The sequence below is a fragment of the Bradyrhizobium sp. SYSU BS000235 genome, from assembly GCF_049747295.1.
Classification (GTDB): domain Bacteria; phylum Pseudomonadota; class Alphaproteobacteria; order Rhizobiales; family Xanthobacteraceae; genus Afipia.
On record NZ_JBMHJM010000001.1, the window covers coordinates 2,968,588 to 2,982,275 of the forward strand.

The window sequence follows — 13,688 nt, forward strand, 5'->3', positions numbered from 1 at the left end:
CCGTTCTTCGATTTCGCACGCGTGAGCGAGATGAATGGAAACATGCTGTCGGAGACAGCAAAGATAAATGCAAAATTCAGCGCAACGATGCAAAATCTCGGCAAAGAGTGGACCGAATTCGTTGGAGCTCGTTTGCACGAAGATCAGCAATTGCTCGACGCCTTGCGTCATTGCAAAACCTTGCCAGAGATCCAGCAGGCCTATGTCCAATTCTGGCAGGACGCGTTCGCGCAGTACGGCGAAGAAGCCCGACGCATCATGAAGATCTCACAGGGCGTCGTGGAAGAAACAGCGCGCGCGGTGCAAGAACATGCGGATGCGTCCGCAGAAAGTATCAATCGAGCAGCCTGACAGGTTTGCATCGAAAGGGTGTTGCGACCATCGCTCGCGCCGAAAGCAAAATCTGCGATATCGTGTTTCGATATCGCAGATTTTTTTGTTTGGAGACGGTATCAGTATGTCGCGGTCAGATACTCGATGATCTTGGCTGCATCGGCGTCGTCAATCGGGGCGCCATAGACCTTGATCATCTTTGTGACTTCCGCTTGCCAGAAATCCTTTTTGAACTTCGGGCCGTGCGGCTGGGTCTGGATATAGTCGGCCGAGTGGCACGCCGTGCAATTGTTCAGCGCAACGTCCTGATTAGGTCCGGGCTTTAGCGCGGCGGTCTCGGGCGGAAGCTCGTATTTCACAGGCTTGGCTTGAGCGATCAAGCCGCCGGCGGTCAGAGCGATGACGCCGATGGCGGCGCTGAGGATCGATGTCTTCATGATGATCAATCCTTTCACGCGGCCGTCACGTGCACGGTTTCGACAACGTTGCGCAGGTAGCCCGCCGGATTCCACAACGGCTCCATTGGCTGGGTCTGTCCGGCATTGTTTGTGGCGCGGACTTTCAGTTCGTGCGCTCCTGCCGGAAGTTTGACGGCTGTCTTCCACTCCCGGAATGAGTACTTGCCGAGATCCTTGCCGAGCTTCGCAGGCGTCCAGGTTTTTCCGCCATCGGTCGAGACAGCCACTTCCTTGATGCCCTTGCCGCCGTCGAAGGCGATGCCTTTGAGACGCGTGGGCTTGCCGGCCTTGACCTTGGCGCCATCGGCGAGGTTGGTGATGAAAGAGCGAACCTTAAACCGGTTGATCGGAATGGTCGCCTTCGGCGCTGTGCCGGGTTCGACGCAATTGCACTCGTTATCCGGAATCCGATAAGCCGTCTTCATCCAGAAGTTATCGAGCACGTTGTCGAGCACCGTGATTTCGTTGACGTGCTTGACCCAATAGGTGCCGTAGTAACCCGGCACGATAAGGCGCAACGGAAATCCGTTGAGCATCGGGAGGTAATCTCCGTTCATTCCGTAGGCCAGCATCACCTCGCCGTCGCGGGCGTGATCGATGTCGAGAGCCTTCGCAAAGTCCGGCGTCCTGTCGCTGACAGGGCCGTCCATGCCGGCGAACATAACCTGCTTTGTGCCGCTCTGTACGCCGGCTTTATCCAGAACAGCCTTAAGCGAAACGCCCTTCCAGCGCGCATTGCCCATGGCACCATTGCCGCTCTGTCCGCCAGCAACGCGCGGATTGGAGAAGCCGCGGCTGTTGCCCGAACATTGATTGACCGCCACCAGTTCGACGGACGGCATCTTCTTGATCTCGGCCAACGACAGCTTCAGTGGCTTGTCGACCTTGCCCTTGATCTCAAGGGTGAATGTGTCGGGATCGATACTGAGTGGGATGTCGGCCAGGTGATACCGGACGAAAAATGCGTCGTTCGGAGTAATCACGCCTTCGTTGAACACCGAGAACGGTGTCTCGAGCTGCGGTGGGCGGGATGTCTGGCCAATCATCATCCGCTTCTGCGGATATTTGACCAGCGGTCGCTCGCCGTTCTCGAACGGCAAGGTGACGGTTTCGGCAAGGGCTTTAACGGAATTAAAAATTGTCTCGGTACCGAGTGCTGCGATGGTCGCAGCCGATCCGGTGATCAGACGACGTCTGTCGATCATGGCTTTCTCCATAGGACGAGCAGTCCATTTCCGGCGATCTCAGGTCGCCTTCACACTTCGGAGTGACATCCGGGCAGGAAGCCACTGCCGAAGCTTGGCACTCAGCATGAATGGAGAACGTGTTGCCCGCAAGAAATACCTTCGGGCGATGTCTTGATGAGTGAAATTCGCGATCAGATGCGAATGTCAGATATCCGCGTCGCGATCGGGACCGACATAGGCGATGCGCACCATATTGGTCGTGCCCGGTGTGCCGAGTGGAACGCCCGCGACGATGATCACGCGCTGGCCAGCTTTGGCAAATCCGTCTCGGAATGCGATACGGCCCGCGCGATCCACCATGTCATCTTGATCGTGAGCATCTTCGGCGATGACGCAGTGCACACCCCACAGCAACGACAGTTTGCGGCCGGTGATGAGGTTGGGTGAAATGGCAACGACCGGTGGCTTGGGCCGTTCGCGCGCGACGCGCAGCGCGGTCGAGCCGGAACTGGTCCAGCAGATGATGGCCGAAAGCTCCAGCGTTTCGGCGATCTGGCGTGCGGCGTCGGCAATGGCATCGCCCACGGTCGCTTCCGGGTCCGGCCGCTGTGAGGAGATGACGCCGCGATAAGTCGGATCGCGCTCGCACTCCTCGCCGATACGGTTCATCGTCATCACCGCTTCGACCGGGAATTTACCAGCCGCGGATTCCGCCGACAGCATGATCGCGTCGGCGCCCTCAAACACGGCGGTCGCGACGTCGGAGACTTCAGCGCGCGTCGGCACGGGTGACTGGATCATGGATTCGAGCATTTGCGTCGCGATCACAACCGGCTTGCCGGCTTTTCGCGCCATGCGTGTCATCTGCTTCTGAAGGCCGGGGACGCGTTCGGCAGGGAGTTCGACGCCGAGGTCGCCACGGGCCACCATCAAGGCATCCGACGCTTCCATGATATCCGCGAGACGTTCGATCGCCTGGGGTTTTTCGATTTTGGACATCACCGCTGCGCGGCCGCGCACCAGTTTCTTGGCTTCGATCACGTCGTCGGCGCGCTGCACGAACGACAGTGCGATCCAGTCGATGCCCGTCTCCAGGGCAGCTTCGAGATCGGCGCGGTCTTTCGTCGTCATGGCCGAGACCGGCAAGTCGGTATCGGGCAGGCTGACGCCCTTGCGGTCGGACATGCGGCCGCCGGTCACGACGCGAACGAGAGCGTGATCGGGTGAGGTTTCTTCCGCGATCAGGCGCAGCTTGCCGTCATCGATCAGCAGTGCATGGCCCGGCTTCAACGCGCGGAGAATTTCGGGATGCGGAAGATAGACGCGGGTCTTGTCGCCCGGTGTCGGGTCAGAATCCAGCGTGAACATCGCGCCGTTGTTCAGCTCGACGGCGCCCTCGGCAAAATTGCCAAGCCGCAACTTGGGACCCTGCAAATCGACAAGGATACCGATTGGGCGGCCGTAGCTGCTTTCAACATTGCGGATCGTCGCCACCAGCTCCCGCATTTTGTCATGCGAGGTGTGGCTCATGTTGATGCGGAAGACGTCCGCACCAGCTTCGAACAATTTGCGGATCGTGGCGCTATCGGATGATGCTGGACCCAACGTGGCGAGAATTTTAATACGACGCAAACGTCTCATTTCGGATTTCCGGGGGCAGTGCCGGGAAGGGCGCCCGGTTGTGTGGCTCCCGGCGAATTCGGCATGCCGGGAAGACCCGGCGTGCGCTTTGGATTTTGCTCGCTCGACTCGGTCAATTGCACAGTCCAGGCGCGCTGTTCACCGGTATCGACTTCAAAGAACCCGGTCCGGTCGAAACCGCGCGCGAGGCAATCTTCAGTGCCTTTGATGGTGAATTCCTTGTCGCGCGAGCACATGAAGGCCTGGCCGGACCATTCTCCGCCGCGATCATAGTCGACCGCATAGATATAATAATAACGCGCGACGAGAGTGCCCTTCAGCAACGTCTCGCAGCTGTTGGAGGATACGTTCCACCAGCCTTCGGTGATCCAGCCTTCGTTATCCTTGTAGCCCAGCGCAATACCGACCCGGCTCGACGTGTTGTTGCAGAGCCGAAAATCTGCGGCCGCCGGGCTGCTCCAGGCGCACAAAGCCACGAACGCAACAAGCCCGGTGAGGCTGGCGATGATGGTGCGGCGGGAGAAGGCGTGTCGGGCGGGGGCTGTCATCTAATCGAGTGTATATCAACCAATGATTGATTTCGCGTAACAGATGGCCGGCATCGGTAAAAAACCGTCGCGACTTCCCTTTCGCGGTCAGTCAGTTCCAGTCCATCATACAGGCGCATCGGCGGATCGCCAAACCGTCGGGCATCGTCGATCAGCCGGTTGCACCTTTGAACCTGTTTGCCCCCGCGACATGGCAGATTGTGGGACGATACCCATGTTAAGTTCAATCTAGTGTCCCGTCTCCGAATAACCGACCCATTTGCGGCGCGCTCGCACGGTTATTCGGAGACGAAAGGACACTAGCAAAATCAAAGCGCTAGTGTGGCTTCTGTCTCGCAATTGTCGATATGAGACTAGCTGCAAGACAGGTCGGCAATTGCGAGACGCCACACTAGAAAACAACAATCTCAGGAAAGTAACCATGACGATGGACCACAAGACCCAGACCGAACTTGAGGCGGCCGCTTTTCGCCGGCTCGTCGAACATCTGCGGACGCGCACCGACGTGCAGAACATCGACCTGATGAATCTTGCTGGATTTTGCCGCAACTGTCTGTCGAACTGGCTCAAGGATGCCGCTGACGCCCAGGGCGTCGCGCTCAGCAAGGACGAGAGCCGCGAGGTGGTTTACGGGATGCCGTATGACGAGTGGAAGGCCAAGCATCAGAACGAAGCGACGCCCGAGCAGATTGCGGCGATGAACAAGAGCGCCGCGGGCCACTGATCTGAAACATCGAAGAATCGCGATGTTCCGTTTCATCATGGCAAGTCGAATTGCTCCTTCGGGACGGATTTTTCTTTCTTCTGTGGGTCGCTGTGGATGAACTGCCGCGTTGCCTTGACGCAGCGGGCCGTACTCTTGAGTGTGAATTGGAGATGACGTGTCGCCGTGAGGGTGCGCACTTCGTTCCCATCACAAGTTCAGGAGTACCCGATGGCCACCGCTGCTGCCGCCGTCACTGATGAAGCGCATCGCTTCGCAAAGGATCAGCTCAAGTCGATCATCGAACGTATCGAGCGGCTCGAAGAAGAGAAGAAGGCGCTCTCCGACGACATCAAGGACGTTTATGGCGAAGCCAAGGGCAATGGGTTTGATGTCAAGGCGTTGCGAACCATCATCCGTCTGCGCAAGCAGGACGCGGATGAGCGCCAGGAACAGGAAACCATCCTGGAGACCTATATGCAGGCGCTGGGAATGCTCTGATCGCGGCTGTCCGGACGTCTGATTGATTGGTGCGCGGTCGTGTACCGCGCAGCCCACCCAAAAATTTCTGAAAAGAACGGTCTGGCTAGGCCGACGGCAGTCGGGTGATCACCGCAGCGACGCGGTTCGCATCGCAAAGGATGTCGTCGGCAAGGTCGCGATCGCCGAACCGGTGAACTGCTCGCAAACCACGCCCATCTGCGGATCGTCCGAGAACGTCATGGCGACGGCGGTATTCGGTTTGACGAAGTGCGTACGTAGCACGGTCATGTCCTGATCGCCGATCGTTGAAGCTGTGAGCGTTCTGCTGGCGCTCGGCGCGACGATCATCGCGCGCAACCACAGATCATTCGCTTTCGACACCGCCCTGACGCGTACCGTTTTTGCGATCGCGCCTGACTGGTTCTGGGCCATCAAGGCTTCGTTTGTTCCCAGCGGATTGGGTGTCTGCGATGTCGAGCGCGTGCGTGGAGGGACAGGTGCGCTGGCGGCTACGATCTGGCTGCGGTCGAGCGGTGCTGCCGTCGGTGCGTAGGCGAGTGCGTCCGACACGTTCTCGGGCAGGCTGGCCGTCGACTGCGGATCGGCCGCCACCTGCGCGCCGCGCCGTTTGAGCGCTGCGACCTGCGCCGGCGGCGCGTAATTCTCTGCTGACGCGTTATCCCAAATGCCGCGGGCATTGATCATATCGACAACAGTTGGCTCCGACGGTTCTGCCGTCGCCGTGGCAGGCTCCTTGAGCACAACAGGTGTCGGAGCTGCGGCTGAGGCGACCTGATAGGTTGCTGCCGCTTTCGGCTTGGCACGGGGGAGCGGGACAATCTCGGCAAGTTTCGCCAGCGCGCTCGGCTTGGTCTCGGTTGCAACCTTTACGCTCGCATTGCTGCCAGCCGCATCGCTCGCAGCGCTTTCATCATCGTCGTCAGCTTGCTTGCGACCGAACAGCGAGGCCAGGAAGCTCTTGCTCTTGGACGGCGCATCGGCCTCGTCGCCACGCTTACGAATATCGGCCAGTGCCAGCTCATAACCTTTGAGCGGCTTGCCGTCGGTCGGCACATGCACCGTGCGGCCATCCGGGAACACCCGTGCCAGCTGGTCGTGCGTCATGCGCGGCCAGTGACGGATGTTGCCGGTGTCGAGATGCACGAAGGGCGAGCCGGAGGTCGGATAGAAGCCGACGCCGCCGCGCTGCAGGCGCAATCCGGCGAAGCGGATCTGCTCAAGCGGAACGCCCGGGATGAAGAAGTCCATCGCGTGGCCCTGCATATGCTGGCTGAAGCGCGCCACGCCCGAGGAGCGGCGGCGGAGCATCGCGTTGGTGGCCGGAGAGCGATAGGCGGAAATGATCTGGATCGGCTGCTTGCCGTCGACGTCGCGGTAGACCTCCCAGATGATGTCGAACAGCCGTCGATCCATCGTGGTCTGGTCCTGGCTGCGCCAGTCGCGGAGGAAGTGATTGAGCTTCTTCAGCGCGGCTTCGTCGTAGCGGCCGCTGCGCTTGAAGGTGATAGTGAGGTCTTCGCCGGAGTGGGTATGGTGGAAGGAGAGGGTGCGGGTGTCGCCGTCGGCGGTCGCATTATGGACGGAACGGGCGCCGGTGACGATCAGCAACAGTGCTGCGAAGCTGACGCGAACGCCGGTTCGCGAAAGTCGCCGATAGTCGAAGCTGCGTGGAAAACCGCCCGCCACTCAGAATCCCGTCAGCTGTAGCCTGTTCGTTAAAGGGATCCCCCGCTACCCCACGCAACGAGGGAGGATGTCAATTTGATGAACGCAGTCTTAAGGCAGGAGAGTTAACCGAGTTTTAGCCATCCCCAAAGTCACCTGCCCAAGTCAACCCGAAGTCTGCCCAAACGCGTCTACCCAAGTCCAGACTTACCCAAGTCTCAACGTACCCAGTTTGCAGGTACTCAAGTTACGTACCCAAGTCTTACCGATAGTTCATGAAGACCCGTCGGGATATGACGCGGCGAGTATGGCAAAAAAGGGCCGGTATGCCGATCCGACGGGGGACGGATTAAAAGGGATGGTTAATAAAAAGGCCCCGAACTCGGTTCGGGGCCTTTTTTAGTTCTATCGGGAGATGGAAACCCGCGTTTGTTCTCGCCAGATCAAAGGCTTAGCGGGCGACCCGGCGCCCGCGGACCGGTGCTGGCGGCGGGGTCGGGGCGCCGAACAGGCGCTCAAAGAATCCCAGGCCGCTGCCGCTGTTGCTAGCATAGGTGTCGCCGGGAACGTTCACATTTGCGGTCGGCCGCACGTAGTTCGGCTGCGAATGGGCCACGACCGTTTCGAGGTCCTTGCCGCTGCCCTTGAGCATCGCAATCATGGTCGCGTCGCGGCCATAGACGTCCTTGCGGAATTCAAGCTTGCCTGCATCGTCCACGAATGCCGTTTGATAGGTGATGTTCACCGGGATCGGCGTCGGGAAGTTGATGTTGACTTCGTTACGGCCGTACATGCTGCGGATTTTTTCCGGCGTGTAGTGATCCTGCGGCAGCACGATGCCCAGCAGTGTCGCCGCATATTGGTCGGGGTTCTGCACGCGCATGCAGCCATGGCTGAACGCGCGCTCTTCCTTCGCGAACAGATACTTGTCCGGTGTGTCGTGCTGATAGACCAGGAACTTGTTCGGGAAGTTGAAGCGGATGCGGCCAAGCGCATTGCCTTCGCCCGGCGGCTGCGAAATGTGGATGCTGCCATCCCGATTACGCTCAAACTTCAGGCCCATACGCTGCAAAACGGTTGGGTCCTGCTGCATCGCCGGAAGATATTCATTGTAGATGATCGAAGGCGGCACATTCCAGGTCGGATTGACGGTGATGTACTTCATCGTCTCCGTCAGGAGCGGTGTGGCGTGGGTCCCAGGCTTGCCGGTGACGACGCGGGTCTTCCAGACCTGCTCGCCATTGTGCATCACCTTCAACGTGTAGTCGGGAATGTTCAGGATCACGTAGGCGTTGCCCAGCGACTTGGCGCCTAGTTCGCGCGGCAGCCAGCGCCAGCGCTCCATGTTGACGCGCACGATATCGATCTGGCGCTCGCTCTTGGGTCCGTTGATGGCCTGCACCGTGCGGTTATCGAGAACGCCGGTCGCCTTCAGACCATTGCTTGCCTGAAACTTGCGGACCGCTGCGGCAACGTCAGCGTCGTAGTTCTTGTCGTCTGCGTTTTCAGCGACATTGAGCTTGGCGCGCAACGCCGGTACGCGCTCGTCTCCCATCACGACCGGCGCCGGATTCTTCTTCGTCGGCTTGACGAACTTCAGCGTCTCGCCTTCGGCGATCTGCTTGGAGGGGTCGTCGCTGACGCCACGCAGCTCCGCGAGCTTGGCCTTCAGCGCCTGATAGCCCTTGTGCTGCGGATTGTAGCCGTCGAGCGCGGCCGATGCGTTTTTCGCCGTCGAAAGGTTGGTCAGCACTTCCGTCGGATCGATCGGATGCTCCGGAAACAGAATGTCGGCGCTGACGCGTGACCAGTGCATGCGGCCGCTCTGGGCGTGGCGTGCATAATCCATCGCGCTTTCGGTCAACTTCAGCTCGGCTTCGGCCAGCGCGTCCGGGGTCGCTGCCGCGGCGAAGTCAGGCGTTGGATAGTCGTTCGGATTGAGACCTTCAGCGGCGGCGTCCTTCAGGCGCGACATCACACCCTTCGCGCGCTCGGTCGCTTTGCCGCTTTCGCTCCAGACCGGTGCGTAGCTGCGATCCTTATAAAAGGCTTCGACGGCGGCACGCTCTGCCTTGCGGTCGAAATATTTTGTTGCCCTGCTGGCAATCAAGTCGCGCAGCTTGTCTGCGACCGGCTGATCTGCGGAGGCAACGGCCGGAGCGGCCTTTGCCGCATCTGCCGGGGCGGATGCTGTTGCAGGAGCAGGATTAGCTGTCGCGGCTGCTGGTGCGGCAGGTGTTGCGTTGGCAGTTGCCGGTGCTGCAGTTGCGGCTGGTGTCGCCGCAGGTGCGGAGGCGGTTGATGCCGCAGGAGCAGGAACCGGAGCGGGCGTCGCGACGACTTCGTCTTTCTTCGGAAGCGCAGCCGGAGCGGTCGCGGTGGTGTCGAGCTTGATATCGGCCGCTGTCGGGGGAGGAACGTTTGCGGGTTCGGGAACAGGGACTGCTGCGTCGATGGCAAGTTCCGCTGGCGTCTTTGCCGGACCTGATTGTGCAATTGCTGCGGTCGATGCGACCGTAAGGAAAGTTGCTGCAATGGCTGCCACCACCCGGTCGAAGCCGCTCAGGCCACTGCGGCCAGTCGAAAAGTCATGCATTCTCGCACCCCTTGGGTGGAACCGTTCGCTATGGAACAGCTCCTTTGTTCCGTCAGAACCTTTGCAAAAGCGCCGGTCAGTACTGCAACACATCCCGCACCCGAAAGTTCGGCGAGAAGGTACACGCGCTCGGCTGAGGCGGCCAGTCACCGCCAGATCAACTCAAAGTCATCTCACAGAAATGACTTCAATTCGGCATCCCTTGCAACGGCTTGCGCGCATTGCCACGCGCTTTTCCTTGGTCTGTCACCGGACCGCAACGGTTCAACGCGAGGCAAAAAAAGAGATCGGACGCCGTGAATTTTACAAGTGATTCGAAGCTCAGTGATCCCGATCGGACGGCGCCGTTCCGGACGCCGTTTCATCGAGCTTCCGATACAATGTCGAACGGCCGATCTTGAGCCGCCGCGCGACTTCCGACATCTGTCCCCGATAGTGCGAGATGGCAAAGCGGATTGTTTCCGCCTCGATATCCGCCAGCGGACGGACCTCGCCATCGTCACCGGTCATGGTGAGGGCTCCGTAGGCCGATGCCGTAGATGTAAAGTGATGGCCAGTGGGGGCCGGCGCAATAGGTATTTCGGCACCGGCAATCAGCTCGGTTACGGAGGCTGCATCGGGATGGAGAGCCAGCGGCTCCGCAAGGGAAGCCACTGAATCCGCCTGCATCGTGCCGACCTGCGGGAAATCATCGACCCCGAGTTGATCGCTGTCGCTCATGACCACTGCGCGATAGACCGCATTCTCGAGCTGGCGAACGTTGCCGGGCCACGGCACGCGTCCCAGCAGCGCCATGGCTTCGCCGCTGATGCCCGTGATCCGCCGATTTTCCTCGGCGCAGAATCTCGCCACGAAATGGCGAACGAGATGGGGAATGTCTTCCAGGCGTGTGCGCAGCGGCGGAATGGTCAGCGGCAGCACGTGCAGGCGATAGAACAAATCCTCGCGGAAATGCCCGGCCTTCACGTGATTCAGCAGGTTACGGTTGGTGGCCGAGACGATGCGGACGTCGACCTTGACGGGCCTGCGGCCGCCGACCGGCTCGACCTCTCCTTGCTGCAGGGCGCGCAGCAGCTTGACTTGGGCGGCCAGCGGCAATTCGCTGATTTCATCGAGAAACAAGGTGCCGCCCGATGCTTCGACGAATTTGCCCGCGTGCCGTTCGGTTGCGCCGGTGAACGCGCCTTTCTCGTGGCCGAACAGGATCGACTCGACGAGATTTTCGGGAATGGCGCCGCAATTGACCGCGACAAATGGTTTCGCGCTGCGCTCGCTGGAGCCGTGAATAGCGCGGGCGATCAGCTCCTTGCCGACGCCGGACTCGCCTTCGATCAGCACTGGAATGGCGGAGGAGGCGGCGCGCTTGCCCATGGCAATGACGTTCGTCATCGCCTCCGACCGTGTGATGATGTCGGCGAAGGTCAGCTTGCCCTCGCGGCTGTGCTTGATGCGTTGCAGCTCGCCCTTCAGCGCGCTGGAATTGAGCGCATTGCGCAAGGACACTTGGAGGCGTTCGACGCCGACAGGCTTCACGACGAAGTCATGCGCGCCCGCGCGCATCGCGGACACGACATTGTCGATCCCGCCATGCGCGGTCTGCACGATCACCGGGAGATCGAGGCCGGCCTCGCGGATTTTTGCGAGCACACCCATCCCGTCGAGACCCGGCATGACAAGGTCGAGCACCAGTGCATCGATTGCTTTTGCGTCAGAATCCAGCAGCATGGCAACGGCTGCATCGCCATTTTCGACCGTCACAGCGTCATAACCGCAGCGCTGCACCATATTTTCGACGAGCCGCCGCTGTACTGCGTCGTCGTCGGCAATCAGAATGGTTGCAGCCATGGCGTTCCCCGCGTTTTAGTTTTATCTGTTTCGAATCGAGGCACTTTGGCGGATGGCGATTAACGGCCTCTTAAGAGTTGACCTCAGGTTGTCGCAACGCTGTCGTTGTCAACAGGTTAGCGTTCATTGCCTCGGTGTTTGATAGTGTCGCGTTGATAAAGCCGGTCTGAAACGAAAACACAGGTTTGAAAAAAGCATGGCCCCGCGTTCGTCATCTGCTCTCCGCAAGTCCCCTGCCAAACCGGCAGCTAAGTCAGCAGCCAAGAAGGTCGCGGCCAAGAAGGCAGTGAAGACGGCAGCCAAGAAGTCTGTCGCCAAGACGGCTAAGCGCAAGTCGACAGCGGGCGCAGCCAAGCCATCGAACAGGCTCGGCAAGTTGCCGGAGTGGAATCTGACCGATCTCTATCAGTCGATCGATGCCCCCGAGGTTGCGCGCGATCTCGACAAGCTCGATGCGGATTGTTTGGCGTTCGAGACTGCCTACAAGGGCAAGATTGCGGAGAACGTTGCAACGCCCGAGGGTGGCAATTGGCTGGCTGAAGCGGTCAGGACTTATGAGGCGATCGACGATCTTGCGGGCCGGCTGGCGTCTTATGCCGGGCTGGCTCATGCCGGTGACACCGTCGATCCTGCCATCTCCAAATTTTACGGCGACGTATCCGAGCGCATCACGGCGGCGTCGGTGCACCTGCTGTTCTTTGCGCTCGAACTCAACCGCGTTGACGACGATCTGCTGGAGCAGGCGATGGAGACGCCGGCGCTTGGGCACTATCGTCCGTGGATCGAGGATCTGCGCAAGGACAAGCCGTACCAGCTCGAGGATCGTGTCGAGCAGCTGTTTCATGAGAAGTCGGTCAGCGGCTACGCCGCGTGGAACAGGCAGTTCGACCAGACCATCGCCGGCTTGCGCTTCAAGGTGGGCGGCAAGGAGCTCGCCATTGAGCCGACGCTGACCCTGATGCAGGACCGTGATCCGGCCAAGCGCAAGGCAGCCGCCGAAGCCCTGGCGAAAACCTTCAAGGCCAACGAGCGCACCTTTGCGCTGATCACCAATACGCTGGCCAAGGACAAGGAGATTTCCGACCGCTGGCGCGGCTTCCAGGACATCGCGGACTCCCGCCATCTCGCCAACCGCGTCGAGCGCGAAGTGGTGGACGCGCTGGTGGCGTCCGTGCGGGCGGCCTATCCACGGCTGTCGCATCGCTACTACGCCATGAAGGCGCGCTGGTTCAAAAAGAAGAAGCTCGCTTATTGGGACCGTAACGCGCCGCTCCCGTTTGCGTCGTCCGCCCAGATCGGCTGGGACGACGCGAAAGGCACCATCCTGAAGGCCTACGGCGACTTCTCGCCGGAAATGGCCGGGATCGCCGGGCGTTTCTTCGATGACCGGTGGATCGATGCGCCGGTTCGTGCCGGCAAGGCGCCGGGCGCGTTCTCCCACCCCACCACGCCCTCGGCGCATCCCTATGTCCTGATGAATTATCAGGGCAAACCCCGCGACGTGATGACGCTCGCGCATGAGCTCGGTCACGGCGTGCATCAGGTGCTCGCAGCCAAGAACGGAGCGCTGATGGCCCCGACGCCGCTGACGCTGGCAGAGACGGCCAGCGTGTTCGGCGAAATGCTGACATTCAAGCGGCTGCTAGCCCAGACCAAGAGCGCCAAGGATCGCCAGGCGCTGCTCGCGGGCAAGGTCGAAGACATGATCAACACGGTGGTGCGCCAGATCGCGTTCTATTCGTTTGAGCGCGCGATCCACACCGAACGACGCAATGGCGAACTGACCGCCGAGCGGATCGGCGAACTCTGGCTGAGTGTGCAGGGCGAAAGCCTCGGTCCGGCCATTGAGATCAAGCCGGGCTACGAGACCTACTGGATGTATATCCCGCACTTCATCCATTCGCCGTTCTACGTCTATGCCTATGCTTTCGGTGATTGCCTCGTGAACTCGCTCTATGCGGTCTACGAACATGCGTCCGAAGGTTTTGCGGAGCGCTACCTTGCCATGCTGTCGGCCGGCGGTACGAAGCACTATTCGGACCTGCTCAAGCCGTTCGGGCTCGACGCCAAGGACCCCAAATTCTGGGATGGCGGGTTGTCGGTGATCGAAAACCTGATCGCCGAGCTGGAGGCAATGGGGTAGGGCGCCCGGGGCGGCAATCCCGCCCCGTTCCGTATCGTGGAAAAACTTCACAGATTGCGTTGCAT

The 13,688-nt window shown here is 60.2% G+C and carries 11 protein-coding genes; 4 read left to right on the top strand and 7 right to left on the bottom strand.

All coding sequences use genetic code 11. The annotated features are described in order from the left end of the window. Window positions 1-30: 30 nt before the first annotated feature. Window positions 31-351: a phasin family protein gene (locus tag ACP0KA_RS13830; RefSeq protein ID WP_424631596.1), complete on the top strand. Its 321-nt coding sequence runs from the start codon at window positions 31-33 to the stop codon at window positions 349-351. A gap of 101 nt (window positions 352-452) precedes the next feature. Here ACP0KA_RS13830 and ACP0KA_RS13835 read toward each other — a convergent pair whose 3' ends face one another. The 4 genes from ACP0KA_RS13835 to ACP0KA_RS13850 all read right to left on the bottom strand — a co-directional run bounded on the left by ACP0KA_RS13835 (window position 453) and on the right by ACP0KA_RS13850 (window position 4,167). Beyond that, window positions 453-770, bottom strand: coding sequence for a cytochrome c (locus tag ACP0KA_RS13835; protein WP_424629336.1), 318 nt, complete (start codon window positions 768-770; stop codon window positions 453-455). Window positions 771-784: 14 nt separating this feature from the next. Beyond that, complete coding sequence (locus ACP0KA_RS13840) at window positions 785-1,996, bottom strand: molybdopterin-dependent oxidoreductase (RefSeq protein ID WP_424629337.1); 1,212 nt, start codon at window positions 1,994-1,996, stop codon at window positions 785-787. 186 nt (window positions 1,997-2,182) lie between these two features. After that, window positions 2,183-3,619, bottom strand: coding sequence for a pyruvate kinase (pyk, locus tag ACP0KA_RS13845; RefSeq protein ID WP_424629338.1), 1,437 nt, complete (start codon window positions 3,617-3,619; stop codon window positions 2,183-2,185). After that, window positions 3,616-4,167, bottom strand: a complete 552-nt coding sequence (locus ACP0KA_RS13850; RefSeq protein ID WP_424629339.1) for a DUF1036 domain-containing protein — start codon at window positions 4,165-4,167, stop codon at window positions 3,616-3,618. Before ACP0KA_RS13850 ends, pyk begins: the two co-directional genes overlap by 4 nt. Before the next feature lie 421 nt (window positions 4,168-4,588). Between ACP0KA_RS13850 and ACP0KA_RS13855 the strand changes: the two genes are divergently transcribed. Together ACP0KA_RS13855 and ACP0KA_RS13860 are read left to right on the top strand one after the other, a co-directional pair. Beyond that, the gene (locus ACP0KA_RS13855) at window positions 4,589-4,891 is read left to right on the top strand and encodes a DUF1244 domain-containing protein (protein WP_424629340.1); all 303 of its coding nucleotides are present in this window, start codon (window positions 4,589-4,591) and stop codon (window positions 4,889-4,891) included. Between the two features lie 210 nt (window positions 4,892-5,101). Continuing rightward, window positions 5,102-5,371 (top strand): DUF2312 domain-containing protein, encoded by a 270-nt coding sequence (locus ACP0KA_RS13860; RefSeq protein ID WP_424629341.1) that lies wholly within the window; start codon window positions 5,102-5,104, stop codon window positions 5,369-5,371. A 108-nt stretch (window positions 5,372-5,479) separates the two neighbouring features. Here ACP0KA_RS13860 and ACP0KA_RS13865 read toward each other — a convergent pair whose 3' ends face one another. The 3 genes from ACP0KA_RS13865 to ACP0KA_RS13875 form a co-directional block, all read right to left on the bottom strand. Further along, window positions 5,480-7,060 carry a DUF882 domain-containing protein gene (locus ACP0KA_RS13865; protein WP_424629342.1) on the bottom strand — a complete coding sequence of 527 codons (1,581 nt, stop codon included), beginning with the start codon at window positions 7,058-7,060 and terminating at the stop codon, window positions 5,480-5,482. A gap of 430 nt (window positions 7,061-7,490) precedes the next feature. Beyond that, window positions 7,491-9,635, bottom strand: a complete 2,145-nt coding sequence (locus ACP0KA_RS13870) for a L,D-transpeptidase family protein (protein ID WP_424629343.1) — start codon at window positions 9,633-9,635, stop codon at window positions 7,491-7,493. Between the two features lie 321 nt (window positions 9,636-9,956). Beyond that, window positions 9,957-11,480 (bottom strand): sigma-54-dependent transcriptional regulator, encoded by a 1,524-nt coding sequence (locus ACP0KA_RS13875; RefSeq protein WP_424629344.1) that lies wholly within the window; start codon window positions 11,478-11,480, stop codon window positions 9,957-9,959. 196 nt (window positions 11,481-11,676) lie between these two features. On the opposite strand from ACP0KA_RS13875, the gene ACP0KA_RS13880 reads away from it, so the two are divergent. Beyond that, window positions 11,677-13,623, top strand: a complete 1,947-nt coding sequence (locus ACP0KA_RS13880) for a M3 family oligoendopeptidase (protein WP_424629345.1) — start codon at window positions 11,677-11,679, stop codon at window positions 13,621-13,623. Window positions 13,624-13,688 lie beyond the last annotated feature (65 nt).